22 protein-coding genes and 1 pseudogene are annotated in these 21,769 nt (G+C 54.5%); 9 read left to right on the top strand and 14 right to left on the bottom strand.

Annotated features, from left to right (window positions below; all coding sequences use genetic code 11):
• The first annotated feature begins 8 nt into the window (after nt 1–8).
• Entirely contained in the window at nt 9–260 is a 252-nt protein-coding gene (locus AC6I8N_RS04750) for a biofilm development regulator YmgB/AriR family protein (RefSeq protein ID WP_021185904.1), read from the top strand.
• Nucleotides 261–433: 173 nt separating this feature from the next.
• Here AC6I8N_RS04750 and AC6I8N_RS04745 read toward each other — a convergent pair whose 3' ends face one another.
• The 3 genes from AC6I8N_RS04745 to AC6I8N_RS04735 form a co-directional block, all read right to left on the bottom strand.
• Nucleotides 434–733, bottom strand: coding sequence for an I78 family peptidase inhibitor (locus AC6I8N_RS04745; protein ID WP_497830146.1), 300 nt, complete (start codon nt 731–733; stop codon nt 434–436).
• Nucleotides 734–1,004: 271 nt separating this feature from the next.
• Nucleotides 1,005–3,578, bottom strand: coding sequence for a bifunctional diguanylate cyclase/phosphodiesterase (locus AC6I8N_RS04740; protein ID WP_497830145.1), 2,574 nt, complete (start codon nt 3,576–3,578; stop codon nt 1,005–1,007).
• Nucleotides 3,575–3,760, bottom strand: coding sequence for a hypothetical protein (locus AC6I8N_RS04735; protein ID WP_497830144.1), 186 nt, complete (start codon nt 3,758–3,760; stop codon nt 3,575–3,577). The genes AC6I8N_RS04740 and AC6I8N_RS04735 overlap by 4 nt, the downstream gene beginning before the upstream one ends.
• A 37-nt stretch (nt 3,761–3,797) precedes the next feature.
• Between AC6I8N_RS04735 and AC6I8N_RS04730 the strand changes: the two genes are divergently transcribed.
• Complete coding sequence (locus AC6I8N_RS04730; RefSeq protein ID WP_021185908.1) at nt 3,798–4,448, top strand: CPBP family intramembrane glutamic endopeptidase; 651 nt, start codon at nt 3,798–3,800, stop codon at nt 4,446–4,448.
• 85 nt (nt 4,449–4,533) lie between these two features.
• Here the strand turns inward: AC6I8N_RS04730 and AC6I8N_RS04725 are convergent, their stop codons facing one another.
• Nucleotides 4,534–4,701 (bottom strand): hypothetical protein, encoded by a 168-nt coding sequence (locus AC6I8N_RS04725; protein ID WP_013508057.1) that lies wholly within the window; start codon nt 4,699–4,701, stop codon nt 4,534–4,536.
• Nucleotides 4,702–4,917: 216 nt separating this feature from the next.
• Here AC6I8N_RS04725 and AC6I8N_RS04720 point away from each other — a divergent pair, with 216 nt between their 5' ends.
• Nucleotides 4,918–5,088 carry a hypothetical protein gene (locus tag AC6I8N_RS04720; protein ID WP_021185909.1) on the top strand — a complete coding sequence of 57 codons (171 nt, stop codon included), beginning with the start codon at nt 4,918–4,920 and terminating at the stop codon, nt 5,086–5,088.
• Between the two features lie 112 nt (nt 5,089–5,200).
• The gene (locus tag AC6I8N_RS04715; RefSeq protein WP_036627577.1) at nt 5,201–5,431 is read left to right on the top strand and encodes a hypothetical protein; all 231 of its coding nucleotides are present in this window, start codon (nt 5,201–5,203) and stop codon (nt 5,429–5,431) included.
• A gap of 115 nt (nt 5,432–5,546) precedes the next feature.
• Here AC6I8N_RS04715 and yniD read toward each other — a convergent pair whose 3' ends face one another.
• The 6 genes and pseudogenes from yniD to AC6I8N_RS04685 form a co-directional block, all read right to left on the bottom strand.
• On the bottom strand, nt 5,547–5,654 hold the full coding sequence (yniD, locus tag AC6I8N_RS04710) for a small membrane protein YniD (protein WP_223300457.1): 108 nt from the start codon (nt 5,652–5,654) through the stop codon (nt 5,547–5,549).
• Nucleotides 5,655–5,734: 80 nt separating this feature from the next.
• Nucleotides 5,735–6,163, bottom strand: a complete 429-nt coding sequence (locus AC6I8N_RS04705; protein WP_021185912.1) for an OsmC family protein — start codon at nt 6,161–6,163, stop codon at nt 5,735–5,737.
• 62 nt (nt 6,164–6,225) lie between these two features.
• Nucleotides 6,226–7,416 (bottom strand): FMN-dependent L-lactate dehydrogenase LldD, encoded by a 1,191-nt coding sequence (gene lldD, locus AC6I8N_RS04700; RefSeq protein ID WP_021185913.1) that lies wholly within the window; start codon nt 7,414–7,416, stop codon nt 6,226–6,228.
• Nucleotides 7,416–8,201 (bottom strand): transcriptional regulator LldR, encoded by a 786-nt coding sequence (lldR, locus tag AC6I8N_RS04695; RefSeq protein WP_013508051.1) that lies wholly within the window; start codon nt 8,199–8,201, stop codon nt 7,416–7,418. Before lldR ends, lldD begins: the two co-directional genes overlap by 1 nt.
• The gene (gene lldP / locus AC6I8N_RS04690) at nt 8,198–9,853 is read right to left on the bottom strand and encodes an L-lactate permease (protein WP_021185914.1); all 1,656 of its coding nucleotides are present in this window, start codon (nt 9,851–9,853) and stop codon (nt 8,198–8,200) included. Before lldP ends, lldR begins: the two co-directional genes overlap by 4 nt.
• Before the next feature lie 246 nt (nt 9,854–10,099).
• Nucleotides 10,100–10,396, bottom strand: a pseudogene (locus AC6I8N_RS04685) (cyanate transporter); the annotation flags it as partial.
• A gap of 87 nt (nt 10,397–10,483) precedes the next feature.
• On the opposite strand from AC6I8N_RS04685, the gene AC6I8N_RS04680 reads away from it, so the two are divergent.
• The gene (locus tag AC6I8N_RS04680) at nt 10,484–11,344 is read left to right on the top strand and encodes a LysR substrate-binding domain-containing protein (RefSeq protein ID WP_497830143.1); all 861 of its coding nucleotides are present in this window, start codon (nt 10,484–10,486) and stop codon (nt 11,342–11,344) included.
• A gap of 89 nt (nt 11,345–11,433) precedes the next feature.
• Nucleotides 11,434–12,795 carry an amidohydrolase family protein gene (locus AC6I8N_RS04675; RefSeq protein ID WP_497830142.1) on the top strand — a complete coding sequence of 454 codons (1,362 nt, stop codon included), beginning with the start codon at nt 11,434–11,436 and terminating at the stop codon, nt 12,793–12,795.
• 77 nt (nt 12,796–12,872) lie between these two features.
• Here the strand turns inward: AC6I8N_RS04675 and AC6I8N_RS04670 are convergent, their stop codons facing one another.
• Nucleotides 12,873–13,070, bottom strand: a complete 198-nt coding sequence (locus AC6I8N_RS04670; RefSeq protein WP_021185917.1) for a hypothetical protein — start codon at nt 13,068–13,070, stop codon at nt 12,873–12,875.
• A gap of 392 nt (nt 13,071–13,462) precedes the next feature.
• On the opposite strand from AC6I8N_RS04670, the gene dbpA reads away from it, so the two are divergent.
• From dbpA to AC6I8N_RS04655, 3 genes are all read left to right on the top strand, one after another.
• Entirely contained in the window at nt 13,463–14,842 is a 1,380-nt protein-coding gene (dbpA, locus tag AC6I8N_RS04665; RefSeq protein ID WP_208724922.1) for an ATP-dependent RNA helicase DbpA, read from the top strand.
• A 133-nt stretch (nt 14,843–14,975) separates the two neighbouring features.
• Complete coding sequence (locus AC6I8N_RS04660) at nt 14,976–15,938, top strand: chemotaxis protein (protein WP_497830141.1); 963 nt, start codon at nt 14,976–14,978, stop codon at nt 15,936–15,938.
• 299 nt (nt 15,939–16,237) lie between these two features.
• Nucleotides 16,238–17,812: a methyl-accepting chemotaxis protein gene (locus AC6I8N_RS04655; RefSeq protein WP_497830140.1), complete on the top strand. Its 1,575-nt coding sequence runs from the start codon at nt 16,238–16,240 to the stop codon at nt 17,810–17,812.
• Nucleotides 17,813–17,865: 53 nt separating this feature from the next.
• On the opposite strand, the gene AC6I8N_RS04650 is transcribed toward AC6I8N_RS04655, so the two are convergent.
• The 3 genes from AC6I8N_RS04650 to AC6I8N_RS04640 all read right to left on the bottom strand — a co-directional run bounded on the left by AC6I8N_RS04650 (nt 17,866) and on the right by AC6I8N_RS04640 (nt 21,754).
• Nucleotides 17,866–19,155: an HAAAP family serine/threonine permease gene (locus AC6I8N_RS04650; RefSeq protein ID WP_497830139.1), complete on the bottom strand. Its 1,290-nt coding sequence runs from the start codon at nt 19,153–19,155 to the stop codon at nt 17,866–17,868.
• 299 nt (nt 19,156–19,454) lie between these two features.
• Nucleotides 19,455–20,450: a glycosyltransferase family 2 protein gene (locus AC6I8N_RS04645; RefSeq protein WP_497830138.1), complete on the bottom strand. Its 996-nt coding sequence runs from the start codon at nt 20,448–20,450 to the stop codon at nt 19,455–19,457.
• Entirely contained in the window at nt 20,447–21,754 is a 1,308-nt protein-coding gene (locus AC6I8N_RS04640) for an oligosaccharide flippase family protein (RefSeq protein WP_497830137.1), read from the bottom strand. Before AC6I8N_RS04640 ends, AC6I8N_RS04645 begins: the two co-directional genes overlap by 4 nt.
• Nucleotides 21,755–21,769: the final 15 nt, after the last annotated feature.

Below are 21,769 nucleotides of genomic sequence, written 5' to 3'. Positions count from 1 at the left end.
GGTCAGCCATGAGAGTGCATCCCAACAGCGCCAGTCGGGCGATTACCGATTATTTTAACAGTCCAGCCTGGCATGCGCCGCATGAGGGCGATCTGCTGGCGGCCATTATGCGCGAACTGATGGATGCGGGTCAGCCCGCGACCAGCAAGGCGGTGATCGCGCGGGTGATCGCGAAACTGGAGTTTGAGGGAGATGAGCAGCGCCTGCAAAGTTATCGCAACTTACTGGCCCAACTGCTGGAAGCGCGACCGCATGAATAAAACCCCATCGCGCCGCTACGGTTTCGTGCATTCAGACATAAAAAAATCCCGCCAGAGGCGGGAAAACAAGACGAGCATTGCATATTCGAGAGTGACGAGGAAATCTCCGTAATGCGCAGCTATCCTCGCCCGACGCTGTGACAGCGCGATGACAATGCGATGTCGGTTTGATGTTACCCGCAGTAGACCTTGTCAATCTTGCCGCTTTGGTCAGCGGTAAAATTCAGGCGGCGCAGATTGAAGTCCATCGTCACCGCAGAATTCCACGGAATGGCGCGCACTGGCACGCCAAAACGTTGCTTCTGCAAGGCCGATAAAGGCTGGCCGATGTAATTCTGATACTGCGATGCGCCACACATATCGTTTTCCGCGTCCTGGGCCGTGCTCGCAGCGGTGTCAGGTTTACTCGCCGACTGGCAGGCAGTCAGGGTCAGGAACCCCATCACCAGCAGCGCTTTTCCATAATGTTTCACGTTTTTCTCCTCCTGGATAATCAGACAACCGGTTGCCCGAGAGTTGCCAAGCGTGCCTGTGAAACATAAAAATTACCATCAGACGTATCGCAGAAAAACCGCATCCCGAGGCGATCGCGATCGCACTTTTTCGGATTAATCACACAATCTGCCCAATATTTCAGCAACCATTGAGTAAAATTACCTAAGATTTATCTGAGGTGATGATTATGGAACTCGCAATTTTTATTGGTTTTGCAATTTTGATGACCTGTGTGGCCGTTAAAGTGCGTTAAACATCTTGTTGATTCAGTAGCGCTCTGAACGCCGCCAGCGGCATCGGCCGCCCAAGAAAGTAGCCCTGCCCTTCTTCGCAAGACAACACTTTCAATTCGTTCAGTTGCGCTTCGGTTTCAATCCCTTCGGCTGTGATGGTCAGCGCAAACGCGCGCGCCAACCCGACAATCCCCGCGACCACCGATTGCGCCTGCGGCGACTCAGGAAACTCCTTCATCCACGAGCGATCAATCTTCAGGCCGTTAAACGGGAACGTTTTCAAATAACCCAGCGCCGCATAACCGGTACCAAAATCATCCACCGTTAACCGTACCCCCAGAGCGCGCAGTCCCTGCATGATTTCCAGGGCGCGATCCGGGTGCTCAAAAGTGATGTTTTCGGTGATTTCCAGCTCCAGCCGGGTCGCCGGTAAACCGCTGGCCTCCAGCGCCCGAGCGACGCGCTGCACCAGATCGCTGCCACGAAACTCCACCGGCGAGATATTAACGGAAACGTACCGTTGATCCCCCCAGTCGCGTGCATCAGTACAGGCGCGCATCAGCACCCAATCACTGATGGCATTGATCAAACCATTCTCTTCGGCGAGCGGAATAAAACGGTCAGGGGTGATCCATTTGTCCTCAGCCACCTGCCAGCGAATCAAGGCTTCAGCACCGGCCAACTGACCATTTTGCAACTGATAACGTGGTTGATAATGCAGGCTGAAGGCCTCACTGGCGAGCGCGACTTCAATCGCCTGTACCATTTCACGCTTCGATTGCAAATGACTCGCCATCTCATTGGAGTACCACACCCATTGATTACGCCCGGCAGCGCGTGCCTGCCCCAGCGCAATATCCGCCAGGCGTAGCAACGCCTCTGGATGGCTGGCATCCTGCGGCGCACAGACGATCCCCATGCTGGCCGTCAGGCTGAGCTGGTGTGAACCACTCAGCACCGGCTGGTGGATCGCACGTTGCAGCGCACGGCAACGATACTCAACCCCGGCGCGAGATGCCTCACGCATCACCAAAATAAACTCGTCGCCTCCCAGGCGCGCAGCCAGTTCATGCGCGCCCATCAGACTTTGCAACCGTTGGGAAATCTGGTTCAGGACCGCATCCCCTACCGTGTGTCCCCAGGTGTCGTTGATGGGCTTGAACTGATCAAGATCGAGACTGATAACAATCAACGGATCATCATCCGTCGCCTGGTTGAGATGTGAGGTAAGAAACTCCTGCAACTGCATGCGATTTGCCAGACCAGTCAGCATGTCGTGACGTGACAGAAACTGAATACGCGCCTGTGCGTCCACTTCATAGGTGATATCCGACACGGTGCCACGGAAGCCGGACCGCAAGCCATTGCGCCGAATGGTTTTTGCCATCAGTTGCCCAATGCGCCGTTCACCGGTTGCCGACATAAACTGACAACGCAACGGCACGCGGGGGACATCTTCCCCCTGGCGCATCAACCAGGTCACCAGTGAATGGCTGGGATGACTGAGCAGATGATCAAGATGACGGCCAAGCCAGCGTTTCACCTCATGCCCGGTGACCTCGGTAAACCGCGCGGAAAGGTAGCATAAACGCCCCTGGTCATCCGTTTCCCAGATCCAGTCGGATGCCGCTTCAGCCAGATCGCGAAAACGCTCCTCACTGTCGGCCAGTTCGCGCTGGCTGATGGTGAGCATTTCAAAACGGCGATCGGACAGGACCGCGTTATATAACGCATGACGCACCACCCGACGGGTCACCAGCGCAATGGTCAGCGCCATCAACACCAGCAGCGGCAGCAGTAACCAAATCAACCCCATACCTGGGGACTTGGCCTGCCAGCGAATCACCACCGGTTCCCCCCCCACAGTCGTCTCCACCAACCGGGGCTCATCCTGCGCATCATCACTGCTGGTGGGGGCATGTGGATTGATGACATCCATCGCTTTGCCCATCGCCTGAAGTTTCGCCGGGGTAAAAATATTCACAAATACCAGCACCGATGGCGGGCCGGGGAGAGTGGGTAAATTGGGGACTTTACCTGGAGTAATCGGAGCAGAGACGACCAAAGCGGGCTGGCCAAATATCTGCACGTTACGGGCAATTGCTTCGTGCCCTAATTTGCGCGTTACTGTCAACAGCGTGGCGGTTTGTGCGCCCAGCCAGCTTTCCAGCGGAGTGTCTACCATCTCACCATTGATGATCGCGTAACGCGTCTGACCCGCGCCATCAACCACAAACACCCCTTCGTAGTGGTACTCCTTGTACAGGTTCGCGCCAAGGTTCTCTTCATCAAACGCCCAGACCTTGTTGAGCTGAAGATGCAGGTTTTTATAGCCCTCCCCCCAGAAGGCGTAATCGCGCACATCGATCAACATCTCCTGCTGACGGGCATGCCACGCCTGGCGTAGCAGCATCTCGTCATGTTCGATGGAAACATTATTTTGATGATGGGCAATCGCCATCACCATCACCATTGAGAGCACCAGCACACCAAACAGCAATGCGGTGAGCGTACGCAGGCTACGCCGTGTCACGCGTACCGTAAGTGCTTCCCTGTTGGCCCTGGCAAACCAGTGAGACTCAGAATTCATGCGCAATGCTCGCGAAAAAAACAGACTGCAAAAAAGAGGATGCAGGTCGCATTCATCACGCAACTGTACCCTGTAATGATTTTTTCGATTATCGGCGCGGCGCGCGCCAGATTTAGCCCAATGGCAGAATATTTGAGCAGCAGAAATCTCCCCACCGCGCCCTCGACAGCGATCATCGCCATTGCTACTATGCGATTTCCTCTGCTCGCTGAGTCGCCTATGGACACCCAATCCGACAAAGTCACGTTGACGCTGTTTTACGTTGGCAGCTTTGTGGTTTATTACCTCGTTACCATGCTGATTACGCTGTTTCCTAACTACGGCGTGCTGCGTAATGACGGTTTGCTGGTGCCGGTACTTTGTCTGTTCGAATTTGCGGTGATCTATCCACTGTACCGCTTCTATTGCCAGCGTCGTAATGACATCCCGCTCGGCTATCTCCGTCCCGGTCAGACCCTGTTGTTTATTGGCGCGTTATTCATTTTGATGGCGGCACAAACGCAGTTTATGCAACCGGAAGGATGGTTGGTGGCGCAAACGCAGCAGGGGCGCAGCTCGATGCTGATCCTGTTGCTGACGGCGGTGTTGCTGGCTCCGGTATTTGAAGAGGTGTTGTTTCGCGGTTTTCTGTTGCAGGGGTTCCTGCTGTGGGCACCGAAAAGCCGCTTTGCCTGCATGTTGCTGACCTCGCTGCTGTTCGCCGCCATGCATACCCAATACGTGCATTGGGAAACCATTGTGGCACTGACACTGTTCTCACTGCTGCTGTGCTATGCACGCCTGCGCAGCAACAGCCTGGCACTGCCGGTGTTCCTGCACACGCTAAATAACCTGATCGCGATTCTGCCGGTCTGGTATTACGCCGGGTAGACGCGCGATAAATCGTGCCGCTACAGGGCGACTCCCATTCCGTAGCGGCGCGATTTATCGCGCGGACTTTTCGGGTATCGCGCCGTTACTCTTTTTCCGCTTCGAAGTGGTTTTTAAACTGTTCGTAGATGGAAATCATATTCGAGGCGTCGCCGTGCAGCGGGCTAAGTTTTCCGGCGCGCACCAGTTCAATCACCAGTTGCAGAGCGGCTTGTTTCGGGCTGCTGGCCGGATGGGCAATTTCAATCGACATGTGTTACTCACTTCTCATTTTTCCAGGGCCGCACAGTTTAGCTCAGAATGCGCTGATGTTGTGCACCGGCCCAGGTATAATCCGGTCGTTAGGGCAAAAAAAAAGCCGCTCAGGGTGATAACCCGCTCCCGTTTCGTTTGGCTATACTGGATCGTTAAAAGGGAACAAACAGCCACACTTTCCGTGCCAGAGAAAATGTGTATCAGGAGCCAAACCATGCTGATTGGTTTTGTATTGTTAGTGAGCGCGTGTGGACATGATGCCTGTGACGCGTTGCCAGTGTCGGAATACATTTATCCGACCAAAGTGGCCTGTGAGCAGATGGCGGCACGCATTCATAAAGTGCGCCCTAACGTGGTCCTGATTTGCGGCGAGGTACACCGTTAATTTGCTACCAGCAAGGCAATCAGGTGCAGATAAATTACGCCACTGGCGTTGCAAGCGCCGGGTTTAGCGTTCAAAATATAAGCAGATTTACACTATTACTGTTGTGACTCCCATGAAAACAACTCGCCCCCGCCGTCCTAACGGACGCTGGGTTTATTACATTTTGTATGATGGCATTCTCTGGCCGTGCCCGGTGCGCTGGGAGTGGGAGAGCGGCTATGGTGGCTGGCTGCCGTTTTATTACTCGCCGACCTTTGAATTTGTGGTGGGGGACCCGCGCAAAGCCTATCGTATCGCCCGCAGTAACATCCGTACGGCGCGCCCTGACAACGAATACGCCTGAGAATCTTAGCCCAGTTGCCAGGGTAGCCAACTGGCGGTCAGCAGGTAATGCACCAGCTCCAGGGCCAGAATCACCATCACCAGCACACCCAGCTTATGTCGGCTGATCCAATCCTTTAAGCCCATATCATCGCCGCCCAGCGAATCAATAGCAGCGCACCGCAAATACACAGCAACACCAAAACCATTTTCCAGTGTTTTTTCGCAGCCAGATATTTTGCCAAGTCTCCTCCCGATCAGCAGAAAGCAACGATGCGCCCGTAAGCGCATCATCGATTCTAGCTCTGGTCTGCCATTGAGGCGATCAATTATTCAGCGTGTAGTCGAGAGTGATCTCGGCATTCAATACCTGGGAAACCGGGCAACCGGCTTTCGCCTGCTGAATAATCTCATCAAATCTCGCGTTATCAATGCCTGGCAACGTCACGCTGCTGGTCAGCGCGATTTTCGTGATGGCAAATCCCTCGCCTTTTTTGTCCAGCGACACATCCGCAGTGGTATCAATGCTTTCCGGCGGATGTCCCGCCTGACCCAGCATCAGCGACAGCGCCATGGAAAAACAGGCGGCGTGCGCAGCACCAATCAACTCTTCCGGATTGGTCCCTTTTGCGCCTTCAAAGCGCGTATTGAAGCCATAAGGCTGATTGCTCAGTACGCCGCTCTCGGTGCTTACGGTGCCTTTCCCTTTGATGTCACCTTCCCAATGGGCAGATCCTTTCTTGTGAATGGTCATGTCATTCCTCCGGTTAATCAGACAGGGAGTAAGTATAGCTAACCCCCCTTCACTCTGACGGATCAACTCACCGCACGCGGACGCGCCGGGGCCAACCCCGCCTCGGACAACAACGCATTGGCCTGCACCAGCGAATCTCGCGTGATATCGGCGATAGTTTTCGCTCCGGTCAGCGTCATCGCCACCTTCATCTCTTTCTCGATAAGATTCAGCAGGTTTTCCACCCCACGTTGACCGTGGGTGGCGAGGGCATAAAGGAATGCACGTCCAAGCAGCACGCTGTCGGCACCCAGGGCGATCATGCGCACCACATCCAGACCGTTACGAATGCCGCTGTCAGCCAGAATGGTGATATCGCCCTTCACCGCGTCGGCAATAGCCGGTAACGCACGCGCCGATGACAGCACACCATCCAACTGACGCCCACCGTGATTCGATACCACGATCCCGTCGGCCCCAAAGCGCACCGCATCGCGGGCATCTTCCGGATCGAGGATGCCCTTGATCACCATCGGACCATCCCAGAATTCGCGGATCCACTCCAGATCCTGCCATGAGATCGACGGATCAAAGTTGTTCGCCAGCCAGCCAATATAATCTTCCAGCCCGGTGGGTTTACCGAGATAAGTGGAGATATTACCGAGATCGTGCGGGCGACCATGCAGACCCACATCCCACGCCCATTGCGGATGGGTCGCCGCCTGCCAGTAACGACGCAGCGCAGCATGCGGGCCGCTCATACCGGAATGCGCATCGCGGTAGCGCGCGCCCGGTGTCGGCATATCCACGGTGAATACCAGCGTTGAGCACCCCGCCGCTTTGGCGCGCTCCAGGGCGTTACGCATAAACCCGCGATCGCGCAGCACATACAACTGGAACCACATCGGGCGGTTAATCGTCGGAGCCACCTCTTCAATTGGGCACACCGACACCGTCGACAGGGTAAAGGGGATACCTTTCAGCGCCGCAGCACGCGCCGCCTGTACCTCGCCGCGCCGCGCGTACATGCCGCACAGACCAACCGGTGCCAGCGCCACCGGCATCGATAAGGTTTCATTAAACAATTTGGTCTCAAGGCTGAGATCGGACATGTTTTTCAGCACGCGCTGACGCAACGCCACATCAGCAAGATCCGCCACGTTGCGCTGCAACGTATGCTCCGCATAAGCTCCCCCGTCAATGTAATGAAACAGGAATGGCGGCAGAATACGTTGCGCCGCGGCGCGGTAGTCACTTGCAGCAGAAATGATCATCAGGGTTTTTCCTTGCGTTTATCCAGGTCATGGCCCGGCAGGCGGGTAATGCGCGCCTGTCGCGCTTCATCTTCATGCAGGGTTTTTAGCGTGGTGTGCACAAACCCGAGGTGGTCCATTGCCGCCAGGCGTGCGGCTTCGGCATCGCCCGCCAGAATGGCGTTCAGCAGCGCCTGATGCTGTTCAGTCAGGCGGTCAAAAATCACCGGTTGGGTGTACATGCGCTGACGGCTTTGCATCACCGAGGATTGCAGCAGATCGAAGAAACCTCGCATGGTCTGCAACAACACCACGTTGTGCGAGGCTTCGGCGATGGCGAGATGGAAGCGCACATCCGCCTGAGCCGCCAGGTCGGGGTCGTCGCTCTCTTTCAGTTTCAGCGTGGCGTCAAAGGCGTATTGCAGCTTCTCTTTATCTGCCTCGGTGGCGCGTAACGCCGCGTGCCAGGCGGTGCTGGCTTCGATGGCGTGGCGCGCTTCGAGGATGTCATAGCGATAATCCGGGTCGGCGGCCAGTAACTGACGAATCGGTTCGACGATACGTTGCTCTGACCACGGCTCCTGCGGCTGGCGCAGCCAGGTGCCGCCGCCCCGTCGGCTGATTAACACGCCGCTGCTGATAAGTTGCTGAATCGCCTCGCGCAACGACGATCGTGAGACGCCGAATTCCGCCGCCAGCTGCCGCTCCGCCGGTAAACGCATACCGGGTTGCAACTGATGCTCATCAATCCAGGCGCGCAGCCGCGCCCGCAACGTATCCGCTAAGCGCGGCGTGTTTTCAGTCATGGAATCATCCAGGTTAGGACATACGCCTGAAGCGTGGTGATCACGCCGACCATACAGGTAAAAATCAGGCTATGTTTGACGGTAAAACGGAACAGATCCGACTCTTTGCCCACCAGGCCCACGGCCGCACAGGCAATGGCGATCGACTGCGGTGAAATCATCTTACCCGTTACGCCACCGGTGGTGTTGGCCGCCACCAGCAGCACATCCGATACGCCAATCTGCTGCGCGGTGGTGGCCTGGAGTGCCGCAAACAACGCATTGGAGGAGGTATCCGAGCCGGTGAGGAACACGCCCAGCCAGCCGAGGAACGGTGAGAAAAAGGTGAATGCATCACCGGTATGGGCCAGCGCCAGGGCTAAAGTGGCGGAAAGACCGGAATAGTTGGAGATGAAGGCAAAGGCCAGCACCATACCAATCGAGTAAATCGGCAGCGCCAGTTCTTTCAAGGTTTCGCCGAAGGTCTCAATCGCCGCTTTTGGCTTCATACGTAACCACAGCACCGACAGCACCGCCGCCACCAGAATCGCGGTGCCGGTTGCTGACACCACATCAAACTTGAACAGCGCCGGGTACGGCGTGGCATTTGCCACCACCGGCGGCATACGTGCCACCAGCTCGTGCAGCAGCGGCACCGGCACGGTAAACACCCAGTCATACAGCGCCCCGCCTTTGGCGAACAACGCTTTGAACGGCGGAATGCTCCACAGCGTCACGGTTGCCGTGAGGAACAGGAACGGCATCCATGCACGGATCACCTGAGCGGCGCTATAGCGCTGGCGCGACAGATCCTGATCCACTATGGAAGCGCCCATGTCGTTAAAACGGAAAATACGGACCGGCTTCCAGCGGCGCAGGAACAAGGTCAGGCAAATCAGGGAAGCCAGTGACGAAATGATGTCCGGCAATTCCGGGCCAAGGAAGTTAGAACTGAGGAACTGCGCAATGGCAAACGATCCCCCCGCCACCATCACCGCAGGCCAGGTTTCTTTCACTCCACGCCAGCCATCCATGATCGCCATGATCCAGAACAGCACGATGATGGTCAGGAATGGCAACTGACGTCCGGCCATCTGTCCGATATGAAAGCTGTCCAGCCCGGTCACCTGCCCGGCAACGATAATCGGAATCCCCATCGCGCCAAATGCCACCGGCGCGGTATTGACGATCAAGCACAGCCCGGCAGCATATAACGGATTGAAGCCCAACCCCACCAACAAGGCTGCGGTGATCGCCACCGGTGCGCCAAAACCCGCCGCCCCTTCGAGGAAAGCGCCAAAAGAGAAGCCGACAATCAGCATCTGCAAACGCTGGTCAGGGGTGATCGACAGGATCGAGGCACGAATGATATCGAACTGGCCGGTTTTAACCGAGATTTTGTAGACAAAGACCGCAGCGACAATGATCCAGGCAATTGGCCACAAACCATAAAGAAACCCATACGCCACCGAGGCCAGCGCCTGTCCCACCGGCATGCCGTACAACAGCAACGCCACCAGTAGCGCTATCACCACCGTTGCAGTGCCCGCCTGATAGCCCTTCAGCTTGAGCTTAATCAGTGCGAAGAAAAAGAACACAATCGGGATCACCGCCACCAGGCTGGAGAGCCAGATATTATTGAGAGGATCGTAATTTTGTTGCCAGACCTGCATAGCGTGATCTCCAGAGGTCATCAGAAGCCTGCGTGACGGTTACGCCACACGTTACTGCCCGTGTTTATCACTGAATTGGTCGGACCAAAAATCAGTTTCCCGGGCTTTCTGGCTCCAGATAGTTAACGCATTGTTAATCTAAAGCAACGGAACTGGCGTGATTTTTCGTGTTATGTGACCTCCCGGAAACATTTTCGCTACATTGGTAGGACCAATTAAAGACCTGGTTGACCAAAAGCCTGACGATAACCAGCGCCCCTCGACGATCGCGCCACGCGCCGCCAACGCCACCAGCAATAACGTTAATCCTGCCAGCAGCAGGCGTCGCAATGGCAAGCGTTGCATCAGCGGTGCGCCCAGCAGCGCAACCGCGCCCATCATCACCATCGGGACGGCGGGCAATAACGACGCTGCCAGCGGAGAGAGGCCGATACTTTGACGTAACTGTCCCAGCAACGGGCTGACGGAGGTGAGTAACGGACGCATATTCAGCCCGGCCAGCACCAGGGCGGAGAGCGTCGGTCCGTTGGAGTGTCGGGTCATACACAATCCTGCGGGGAAAAGGTTGTCAGGAGGGCAGGGACGGTTACTATTTGGAAATGAAATAACACCATAGTGAACAGTGGAAAAATGAATCGTCAGCCCATGTTTACCCCGCAACAGTTATTAAGCTTTGTCGCGGTGTGTGAAACCGCCAGCTTTACCCGCGCCGCCGACCGGGTGCATTTGTCGCAATCTACCGTCAGCCAGCAGGTGCGACGTCTGGAGGAGATGGTGGGCAAAGCGCTGCTGCAACGCACCTCACATCAGGTGGCCGTCACCGAAGAGGGGGAAAAACTGCTGGGCTACGCGCGCCGCATCATTGCGTTGAACAGTGAGGCACACGATGTGCTGAGCGACAAATGGCGGGATGGTGTTTTGCGTCTCGGTGTGCCGGAAGATTTTGCCGCCCCCACGGCGGGTCTGCTGGCCGATTTTAGCCGCCAGCACCCGCAATTGCGGCTGGATGTGATGAGCGGAATGTATGTTGATTTGCACGCGGCATGGCAGCGAGAAGAGCTCGATATCATGCTGATTAAGCAGCCGGGCGGCGAACGCCCGCTGGCAGCCAGACCGGAACCGCTGCTGTGGCTCGATAGCGCCGATCACCCCTGCTTTGCACAAAACCCGCTGCCGCTGGTGGTTTTCCCGCAACTGGGCTTATATCGCGAGGAGATGTGCCAGACGCTGGATTGTCTGGGTCGTAGCTGGCGCATCAGCTACAGCAGCACCAGCCTGGTGGCGTTAGCCAGCGCGGCGGCGGCGGGTCTGGGGCTGACATTACTCCCCGCCAGTTGCCGCCTGCCGCAACATCGTGTGCTGGGCGAGGCCGAGGGATTGCCGGTAATCAGCCATTTCGAGCTGGCGCTGTTTTGCCGTCAGCCACAGGACGCTCTGCAACAGGCACTGACCGCCGCGTTGGTGGATTTTTGTCAGTTGCGTTGGCAGTGATTTTTCCACTGCCAGCCAGTGGTAAATATCGCAGCGCAGCGGCGAGGCTTTTGCCAGATTAGGTTTTTCCCTTTTGACTGGAGCCTCTGATGCAACTCTCTTCCCCCAGCCGTCGTGATTTCCTTAGCCAGACAGTTCGCTGGACCGCCGCCGGTAGCCTGCTGGCGGCGGGTATGGGCCACGCCAGCCAGACCGTTGTCACCCACTCCGAACGTCCAGCCCTGCCCCGCACCCGCCATTACCAATTGTTGAATGTACGCCTCGAAGAAGGTTTCGAACGTGAAGGTAACGAGGTGATTGCCACGCGTACCGCGTTATATGACATCACCATTAACGACGGGAAATTTATCGCCATCGATCCGGCCGGAAGCGCGCGTAACAGCGACTTAGCCAACTGGGATGCACAGGGTTTATTGCTGCTGCCACGCACCCGCGACATGCATATCCATCTCGACAAAACCTTTTACAGCGGCCCCTGGCAGGCACCCCGGCCACGTCAGGGCAAAACCATTATGGATATGATCGCCCGTGAACAGGTACTGATCCCACAACTGCTGCCCACCTCGCAGGCACGGGCCGAAGCACTGATTGGCCTGCTGCAAAGTAAGGGCAGCACCGCAGCGCGCAGCCACTGCAATATCGATCCCGTCAGCGGCCTGAAAAGCCTGGAACACCTCAAGCTGGCGCTGGCTAATCACCCGGATTTCGACTGCGAAATTGTCGCCTTTCCCCAGCACGGTTTGCTGCATTCAAAGGTGGATGGCCTGATGCGCGAAGCGATGGCGCTTGGCGTGCAATATGTCGGCGGCCTCGACCCCACTAACGTGGACAGCGCCATGCAGGCATCGCTGGATGCGATGTTCCAGATCGCCCTTGATTACCAGCGCGGCGTGGATATCCATTTGCATGAAACCTCCCCGGCAGGCGTGGCGGCGATTCAATATATGGTGGATACCATCGCGAAAAACCCGCAGCTCAAGGGGAAAGTGACCCTGAGTCACGGCTTTGCACTGGGCACGCTGGAAGGAAAAGCGTTGGATCAAATGATTGACGGGATGGCCGAGCAGCAGATGAGTGTGGCCTCCACCATCCCTATCGGCAAGCTGACTATGCCGCTGCCGCAATTGCAGGCGGCAGGAATTACGGTGATGACCGGCACCGATAGCGTGATCGATCACTGGTCGCCGTTTGGCAGCGGTAGCATGCTGGAGAAAGCCAATTTGTATGCGCAACTGTACCGCGGCTCCGATGAGTTTGGCCTGAGCCGGGCATTGCATATCGCCACCGGCGGTATTCTGCCGTTATCCAATCAGGGTGAACGTCAGTGGCCACAGCTCCAGGATGAGGCCAGCATGATGCTGGTGGCAGCCAGTTGCTCCGCCGAAGCGGTGGCGCGCATTGCGCCGGTTCACGCCACATTCCGACGCGGTACCGCCGTGTACGCCGCCTGAAGCAAAAAAGCCTCCGGGAAGGAGGCTTTATGAACGTAAAGGCTGGGACAAGGTGCGTCCCCCGCCGTGCTGGATTATTACGATAACATCTGAATAGCCAGCGCATAGAGCCGCTGGTTTTCTTCGTCGCTGACAGGCTCTTCTTCCGCGTAACAGGCAATCATGGAGCTGACTTTGTCAGATGACAGCGTCTCTCCGTGAATGTGTAGGGTTAACACGGCGCGGCCGACGATTTTCAGAATGTCCTCGTTTTGTCCCTGGACGTAGTGACTCAATGAAGTGACCTCTGAAGTTGTTTTATATCGCCAAATGGCGCGCTAAATATAAAACAATCCAGAGAACGATTTTAATCGGAATTTCCTGTAACAGACGGGACACATAAACATAACAGCAGCAAATGGTCGCCATCGTGCCGCCAGCATGTCGCTATCGTCTGATTAACTCAGCTTTTTTTCAGTTGCGATGGTTTTATGATCATGAGAGTTTTCGGAAAATTCATTAGAACTTTGCGACAATAACCGTCGAAAAACAAACCAAATATTGCCAGATGCTTATTGATTCCCCGCAGTGATCATTCCGCTGATTGCCGCGTGATTTATCATTGATGAGACAGGCCCTTTCTGCCAGACTGGCCGCCGCAACTCCGCCCGATATCAGAGACTGTTCCGTGACTGCTTTTTCTACCCTGACGCAACTGCCCACCAGCCAACTCGACAACCTGCGCGAGATGGGGTTTGACGCCATGACGCCAATCCAGGCTGCCGCCCTGCCCGCCATTTTGCAGGGGCGCGATGTGCGTGCTCAGGCGAAAACCGGTAGCGGCAAAACCGCCGCCTTTGGTATCGGCCTGCTTCAGCGGATTGATAACAGCCAGTTTCATACTCAGGCGCTGGTGCTCTGCCCGACACGCGAACTGGCCGATCAGGTCAGCAATGTGCTGCGTCAGCTGGCGCGTTTCACGCGTAACATTAAGATCCTGACGCTGTGTGGCGGCCAGCCGATGAGCGCTCAGCGTGATTCGCTGGTGCACGCCCCGCATATTGTGGTCGGCACACCGGGACGCATTCTTGATCATCTGAAACGCGATAACCTCGATCTTAGCCAGTTGCAAACCCTGGTGCTGGATGAGGCCGACCGTATGCTGGAGATGGGGTTCCGTGATGATATGGAAGCCATCATCGGCTTTACCCCCTCGTCACGCCAGACGCTGCTGTTCTCTGCCACCTGGCCCGATACCATTGCCAGCCTGAGCGAACGCTACCAGCGTGATGCACTGGCGGTGGCGACCGAAACCGAAGCCGAGTTGCCAGCGATTGAGCAACGCTTTATTGAAGTCAACGCCAGTGAACGCATCAATCTGTTGAGCGCCCTGCTCAGCCAGCAGCAGCCCACCTCCTGCGTGGTGTTCTGCAACACCAAACGTGAGTGTGATGATATTGCCGCCGCCCTGAACGATCGCCAAATCAGTGCCCTTGCGCTGCATGGCGATCTTGAGCAGCGTGACCGCGAGCGTGTGCTGATCCGTTTTGCCAACGGCAGCATCCGGGTGCTGATTGCCACCGACGTGGCAGCACGCGGTCTGGACATTAAATCGCTGGCGCTGGTGGTGAATTTCCATCTGGCGTGGGACCCGGAAGTGCATCTGCACCGCATTGGTCGTACCGGCCGCGCCGGTGAGTCTGGTCTGGCGGTCAGTCTGGTCGCCGCCGATGAGATGGCGCGCGCCCATGCGCTGGAAGATTATCTGCAACAATCACTCAACTGGGTTGCCGCCAGCACGCTGAAAGGCAGTGCGGCGAAAGCGCTGCCAGCTACCATGATGACGTTATGCATTGATGGTGGTCGTAAAGCGAAAATTCGCCCTGGCGATATTCTCGGTGCGCTGACCGGTGAGGCCGGATTCAGTGCCGATCAGATCGGTAAGATCGATCTGACCCCAACCCATGCCTATGTGGCGATTGCCGCCTCTCAGGCCAAAGCCGCATTGATCAAGCTAAAAGAAGGCAAGATCAAAGGGAAAAGCGTACGTGCCATCCTGTTGAAATAAGTCGCTAAAACGTGAGGGCGCTCGCCCTCACGTCAAAATTCCACCCGCCGCTCTCTATTTTTTAACCATCCTGCCGATAACTCCATCACGGCGATGTTGCCATGCCCTTAACGCAGCCCTGAGCGAGGCCAGGATGGATAATTTCCAGAAAGAGATCGATGAACGCGCTAACCTCGCGTTATCAAACAAATTCGAACTGTTGTTGTTCCGCCTCGGCTCCGATCAGCGGAAAGGCAAATCCGAGCTGTACGGGATTAACGTATTCAAACTGCGTGAAATCGTGCCGATGCCGAACATCACCCGTGCTGCCGGAATGCAATCGCCGTTGTTGGGCATGGCCAGCATCCGCGACCAGTTTATCCCGGTGATTGATCTACCGGCGGTGACCGGTTGCACCCCGGAAACCGGCCTCAACCTGCTGCTGGTGACCGAATATGCCCGCAGCACCCAGGCGTTTGCGGTGGAATCGGTAGAAAATATTGTGCGCCTCGACTGGAATCAGGTGCATACCGCTGAAGCGGGCATTGGTAGCCGCAATATCACCAGTATCGCCTGTCTCGACAGCGACGGAGAAAGCAACAATCTGGCGCTGGTACTGGACGTGGAACAGATCCTGTATGACATCATTCCGTCTGTTCGTGGTGTCGAGCCGGGTGAAGAAACCGTGAAAAACTTCAACCTGAAACCGGGTCAGGTCGCGATTGTGGCGGAAGACTCCAAAGTGGCGCGCCAGCTACTGGAGCAAGGCCTGAAAAGTATGGGCATTCCGGCACTGATGCATAACACCGGTCTCGAGGCATGGCAGAAAATCACCCAGATGCAACAGGAAGCGCAGGCGGCAGGTGAGTCGATCCACGACAAAATCGCGCTGGTGCTGACCGACCTCGAAATGCCCGAAATGGACGGCTTCACCCTGACGCGTAACATTAAACGCGATGATGTGCTGCGTCATATCCCGGTGGTGATCCACTCTTCACTCTCCGGCAGTGCCAACGAAGACCATGTGCGTAAAGTGGGTGCCGATGGCTATGTGGCAAAATTTGAAATCAATGAACTGTCGAATGTGATTTATCGGGTACTGGAAGCAGCGCATTAATGCTTACCCTTGTCGTAGCGGCGCGATTTATCGCGCGGGTTTTTCCAGCATCGTGCATGGAATTGCGCGATAAATCGTGCCGCTACACATCCCCTGCGAAGTTTTTGTGACAAACCTCTAAAAAATTAAAGTAAAAACATTAACATCCGATAACCCATAGCGCTTGCGCGTGCGGGTCAAGGCTTCCCCCGCCGCAGTAAGTAAGCAATTTTCGCTTAAAAAACATCAACCTGATGCAGATGTTCCATCTGCTTTTCTATCTTGCAAACCAAACTTTTTGGCATCACGGGGAGAAACCTATGTTGAGCTTTAAGAACCTGAAGGTCGGTGTCCGGCTGGGCATCGCCTTTGGCCTGGTCGTGGCGTTGCTGGTCGTGGTGGGGATCACCTCTATCACCAAAATCAGCAATATTAAAAACGGCATCACCTCGATCGTGGAAGATCGTTATGTAAAAGTACGACTGGCCTATGATGTGCGTGATGGTGTGAACGATCAGATCAAATACCTGCGCGGCATCGTGATTGATACCACTCGCCCGGAAAATAACGTCAAACGCTTCCAGCAATTGGCCGAGGCGACTGACCGTACCAACAGCGCGATGAAAAAGATCGAAGCCATCCAGACCACGGTTGTGGGTAAAAAGAAGATTGCTGGTCTGCTGGCTGCCAGCCATCTGTTTGAACAACAGAAAGATCAGCTGGTTGCGCTGGTCAAATCGGGCGATCTGGAAGCCTCCAGCACCTTTGTGCTGAAAAAGATTACCGACACTCAAAACGCCTTTCTGGATAGCGCCAATGCTTTTGCCGCTTCTCAGTCCGAGCAGTTACAGAATGAAGGTATTAACATCATTGCCGATGGTTCCACCGCCATCATGGTAACGCTGGTGTTCTCCGCCGTGGCGATTGTGGCCTCCATTATCCTCGGCTTCCTGCTGACCCGTTCGATTGTGCGCCCGCTGAATGAAGCAGTGGAGATTGCCGGGAAAGTGGCAGCAGGCGATCTCAGCACCCATATCGAAGTCAAAAGCACCGATGAAACAGGCGTGCTGATGCGTGCGCTGCAAAGCATGAACGACAACCTGCTGACCATCGTTTCGGATGTGCGCGCCGGTTCCGACACCATCGCCGTGGCATCAAATCAGATTTCCAGCGGCAACCTTGACCTCTCTTCACGTACCGAGCAGCAGGCCAGCTCACTGGAGGAGACAGCTTCAGCCATGGAGCAGATGACCTCCACCGTGAAGCACAATGCCGAAAACGCGCGCGAAGCCAATAAACTGGTCGCCAACACCTCTGATGTGGCGAAAGAAGGTGGCGTGGTGATGGAACAGGTGATTGAGAAGATGGAAGCCATTGCGCTCTCCTCGAAGAAGATCGTCGACATTATCAGCGTCATCGACTCTATCGCCTTCCAGACCAACATCCTGTCGCTTAATGCGGCGGTGGAAGCGGCGCGTGCCGGAGAACAGGGACGCGGCTTTGCCGTGGTGGCCAGCGAAGTACGTAACCTCGCACAACGTTCAGCTTCCGCAGCCAAAGAGATCAAAGTGTTGATTGAAGATTCTGTCGCGAAAGTGGATGAAGGGAGCCGCCTGGTCTCTCATGCCGGTTCAACCATTGGTGAAGTGGTGAACAGCGTGAAGAGCGTGGCGGATATCATGAGTGAAATCACCATCGCCAGCAGCGAGCAGAGTAGCGGTATCAGCGAGATCAATCTGGCGATTACCCAGATGGAAGCGGTGACGCAGCAGAACGCCGCACTGGTGCAGGAAGCCTCGGCAGCCTCACAGGCCTTGCAGGAACAGGCCGAGCGTCTGGCGCAGTCGATGAGCGTATTTAAGACCGGTCGAAGCATGGAACTGAGCGTGGTGTAACCACGCCGTTCAACCGTGGCGGCGCGATGAATCGCGCCGTTACGGATTTGGGTTTAATTCGCCAGCGAATAGAAAATCGAAGAGATTGCCAGCAGCCCGACAATCACCACAAATCCATTGCTGATTTTGCCGCTGTACTTGCGCATCGCCGGTACTTTCTGGATGGCATACATCGGCATCAGGAACAACAGCATAGCAATCACTGGCCCGCCAAGCGTTTCAATCATCCCCAGAATACTCGGATTCATTGTCGCCACCAGCCAGGTGGTCAGCAGCATAAACAGCGACGTCATTCGGTTCAGACGTTGTGGCGCAACGCTCTTGCCACGGCTGCGCAGTGACTTAATCACCAGGCCGTTAAAACCTTCACGCGCACCAAGATAGTGACCGAGGAACGATTTGGTGATCGCCACCATCGCCACAATCGGTCCCAGCCAGGCGATCATCGGCACATTAAAGTGGTTCGCCAGATAAGACAGGATGGTGATGTTCTGCGCTTTGGCCGCATCAAGGTCGGTGGGTGACAGGCTCAGTACGCAGCTAAAGACAAAGAACATTACTGTCAGCACCATCATCAAATGCGCACTGGCGAGGATACGTGAGCACTTTTGCTCCGCCGCAGCGCCATACTCTTCACGCTTCGCCACCGCGAATGAAGAGATGATCGGAGAATGGTTGAAGGAAAACACCATCACCGGGATGGCTAACCACAGCGTCATCCAGATATTGCTGTCGCCACTGCTTTGGCCGGATGACAATGTCTCCAGCGCGGCACCGTGCCAGTGTGGCACCAGATAGCAGGCCAGCAACATCAGCACCGCAACAAACGGAAACACCAGCACGCTCATCGCTTTAACGATCATCTGCTCACCAAACCGCACCACGGTCATCATGCCGACAATCAAAATCAGCGACAGCACCGCACGCGGTGGCGATACCAGGCCCAGCTGATGCACGATGAAGCTGTCAACGGTGTTGGTGATCGCCACGCTGTACATCAACAGAATGGGATAGATAGCAAAAAAGTAGAGCAGCGTGATGATCTTACCGGCACCTGCGCCAAAATGCTCTTCCACCACCTCGGTAATATCTTCGCCGGGGTTTTTCCCGGAGAGAACAAAGCGCGTCAGGGCACGATGGGCATAAAACGTCATCGGGAAGGCGAGAGCGGCCATGATAATCAACGGAATCAAACCACCTGCCCCGGCATTGATGGGCAGAAACAGCACGCCTGCGCCAATTGCCGTGCCATACAGCCCCAGCATCCACACGGTGTCACTTTTACGCCAGCCCTTTGCGGGCGCCTCAACGGCACCTAATGTGCCGGTTTGCGAGGTTTCCATCTGTCTCTCCAGAATTACTCTTAATCAAAAGCACAGCCGCCAGGGCTGCGAATTATGACGCGGTTGGCGCGACGTGATCATGCTAACCGTTTTTTATCGGCGCGCATGACTTAAACGCAAAAATCAGTGCATAAAGTCAGCACTTGTGTGCAATACGATGCATTTATCATCTAAAAATGCACGATACACGCACGCAACCGTTTGCCTGGGCGCTATTTGACCTGAGACGCAGAGAGAGTGCAAGGGAGAACTCGTAGCGGCGCAATTTATCGCGCCGCCACGGTGAGGGACAGTGATGGTCAGAATGCACGCATTCTGTAGAGGGCATAAAGAAAATAATACGCTGTGATAGTATTCAAATTCATAATCATATATTTCATCTTCTCATTTTTATTCAACAGAATAAAAATGCCTTTGGAATATTTCCCCCGCTTAATTTCATTAATCTCCTGAGCAATATCGCCCGGTGTAAAAGATGAATGATACATGGCTGTGACAATTTGCATATCCAGCGCCAGAACGCGTTTAGAAATACCCTTAAGAAAGTAATCGAGATCGCTTTCCTTATATTTTTCCACAATTCCATCATACAACACCGTCAGTGATGTTTTTCTCACCTTCAACTCATTGTAATTGGACTTGCGTTTGGAGAGCGAGCCTTCAATATCTTCATAATGATAGGCGCTACCCGGCATCACCAAAAAGTTACTGACGCAGCTAAAAAATTTAAGGTTGAATAATAAATCTTCGCTCATTGAGATACCTTCAATAAAGCGCAATCCCATCTCTTCAACCATTTTTCGGCGATAACATTTGTTATGCAAATAACCAATATTGTCGCTCATCTCCAGCTCTCCGAGCACGAAAGGAATATCTTCCAGCTCAAAAAAACCCGCGTGAGAAACCTTGCCTACACGATCATCATTCAGGTTTCCCACCATCAGATCAATCGTTTGGGCTGGCCAGGCTGCAAGGTTCTGCTTAAACACCATAAGAAAGTTAGTCTCGACCCAATCATCCGCATCCAGAAATAATACATATTCTCCACAGGATAATTGCAAGGCGTTATTTCTCGCCGCACTGACACCTGCATTCGTCTGGTGAAGAATGGTGACTTGCGGCCAGGAGAGAAACTCTTCAAGTATTCGTGGGGTTAAATCACTACTCCCATCATTAACAACGATAACTTCATAATTTCTGTAGGTTTGATTAAGCACACTCAGAATTGTTCGCTTAATGGTTTTTTGTGCGTTAAAGGCTGGGATAATAACACTAAATAATGGCTTTTCATTCATGATAAACTCTCTTTACTGTCTGAGGTTTTGACATTGTTAAATAACAGCCATAGTTTCCTGGGGTTGATAAAAATGAGATGAATACGCATGACTGGTTGCGCAAAAAAGAAATAATTAAGCAGCGTAAAAGACAAAAACTCGGTCAATACCACGCTAATTGCGGCACCAGTCAGACCGAAATGCGGCACCAAAAGGAGTGATGACGCAAGACAGATTAATAAAACAGCGAAGGTTTTTTTCACCAAATAACGATAACCGTTGTACTTAATAATGAAGCGGTCCATTACGCTACTTAACACAGCGCACATCGCGCCAAAACTGAGGAGCACCGTTGGCGCGATAGCATCCAGCCAGGCCGCGCCGTAAAAGTCACGAATAAACCAGCCCGAGAGCAACCAAATAGAAAAAATCACGCCAGCGGAAACACCAATCACCAACAAATGCAGCTTCTGGGCTTTCACAATGGCCTGTTCAGGATCGCGCTCGGCAAAGAATGAGGGATAAAACGATGCCAGCAAGGCGCTGGGCAAAAACACCCAGGCCGTGGATAACGTCAGTGCAACCGAGAATATACCCGCCTCTTTCACCCCAAGAAAATAAGAGACGCTGACCTGATTAACTCGGGTATACAGCGCAACGGCAATCACAGATAAAATCAGTGAGAATCCCGATGCCACCATATAACGTGAATATTTTTTGAACTGCCGAATAGCGGGTATCGACCTCTGTTGCTCCGCCAGCAAAAACCAGCCCGTCTTCAACACAAACGGAATCAGCGTGGCCAATACGATAGGAATCGCCAGATATTTGGGATCGAGAGTGAAGTACGAAATAAAGTAACGCACCGTCAGGCTGATAACCAGGCCAATAAGATTGGCAATAACATTCCGCCGCGCATGCAGCATCGCTTCGTTATAGACATTCACCAGGTCGATAGCGGAAAACAGACAGGCAAATGCGGCGGCACCAATAAACACCAGTGCATCTGAGCTCAGTTCTTCCTGCATCACCAGAAATCCCACCAGCGACAATAGCGCGTACAACACCAGCACCAGGAAAAAGGTCGAGATCATCAATCTGATGCCGGAATAGCGCTTCTGTGAAATGCGTTTCAACAGAATCACATCGCTGCCCATCTGGGCGATGGTTTGCACAAACTGAAACACCAGCATGGAGAGGGAGATAATGCCGAAAGTGGTTGGACCGACGTATTTCGCCACATAGGAGGTAACGAAAATCAGACCCAATACCGCGATCAGCTTCTCAGCAATCATCCATAATGAGTTTTTTAATTTATCTTTCACAACGTCACCCCAAAG

Source organism: Pantoea sp. X-Soil-TKNS-1279, assembly GCF_059730565.1.
This window is presented reverse-complemented; position numbering and strand designations above follow the sequence as displayed.

Bases quoted from the DNA above. Each gene is read 5' to 3' on its own strand.
- lldP (WP_021185914.1), bottom strand. From the start codon at position 9,853: ATGCAGGTCTGGCAACAAAATTACGATCCTCTCAATAATATCTGGCTC.
- AC6I8N_RS04725 (WP_013508057.1), bottom strand. From the start codon at position 4,701: ATGTCGATTGAAATTGCCCATCCGGCCAGCAGCCCGAAACAAGCCGCT.
- AC6I8N_RS04730 (WP_021185908.1), top strand. From the start codon at position 3,798: ATGGACACCCAATCCGACAAAGTCACGTTGACGCTGTTTTACGTTGGC.
- AC6I8N_RS04705 (WP_021185912.1), bottom strand. From the start codon at position 6,163: ATGACCATTCACAAGAAAGGATCTGCCCATTGGGAAGGTGACATCAAA.
- AC6I8N_RS04650 (WP_497830139.1), bottom strand. From the start codon at position 19,155: ATGGAAACCTCGCAAACCGGCACATTAGGTGCCGTTGAGGCGCCCGCA.
- AC6I8N_RS04735 (WP_497830144.1), bottom strand. From the start codon at position 3,760: ATGGCGATGATCGCTGTCGAGGGCGCGGTGGGGAGATTTCTGCTGCTC.
- lldR (WP_013508051.1), bottom strand. From the start codon at position 8,201: ATGACTGAAAACACGCCGCGCTTAGCGGATACGTTGCGGGCGCGGCTG.
- lldD (WP_021185913.1), bottom strand. From the start codon at position 7,416: ATGATCATTTCTGCTGCAAGTGACTACCGCGCCGCGGCGCAACGTATT.
- AC6I8N_RS04675 (WP_497830142.1), top strand. From the start codon at position 11,434: ATGCAACTCTCTTCCCCCAGCCGTCGTGATTTCCTTAGCCAGACAGTT.
- AC6I8N_RS04645 (WP_497830138.1), bottom strand. From the start codon at position 20,450: ATGAATGAAAAGCCATTATTTAGTGTTATTATCCCAGCCTTTAACGCA.
- AC6I8N_RS04740 (WP_497830145.1), bottom strand. From the start codon at position 3,578: ATGAATTCTGAGTCTCACTGGTTTGCCAGGGCCAACAGGGAAGCACTT.
- AC6I8N_RS04655 (WP_497830140.1), top strand. From the start codon at position 16,238: ATGTTGAGCTTTAAGAACCTGAAGGTCGGTGTCCGGCTGGGCATCGCC.
- AC6I8N_RS04715 (WP_036627577.1), top strand. From the start codon at position 5,201: ATGAAAACAACTCGCCCCCGCCGTCCTAACGGACGCTGGGTTTATTAC.
- AC6I8N_RS04680 (WP_497830143.1), top strand. From the start codon at position 10,484: ATGAATCGTCAGCCCATGTTTACCCCGCAACAGTTATTAAGCTTTGTC.
- AC6I8N_RS04660 (WP_497830141.1), top strand. From the start codon at position 14,976: ATGGATAATTTCCAGAAAGAGATCGATGAACGCGCTAACCTCGCGTTA.
- AC6I8N_RS04750 (WP_021185904.1), top strand. From the start codon at position 9: ATGAGAGTGCATCCCAACAGCGCCAGTCGGGCGATTACCGATTATTTT.
- AC6I8N_RS04720 (WP_021185909.1), top strand. From the start codon at position 4,918: ATGCTGATTGGTTTTGTATTGTTAGTGAGCGCGTGTGGACATGATGCC.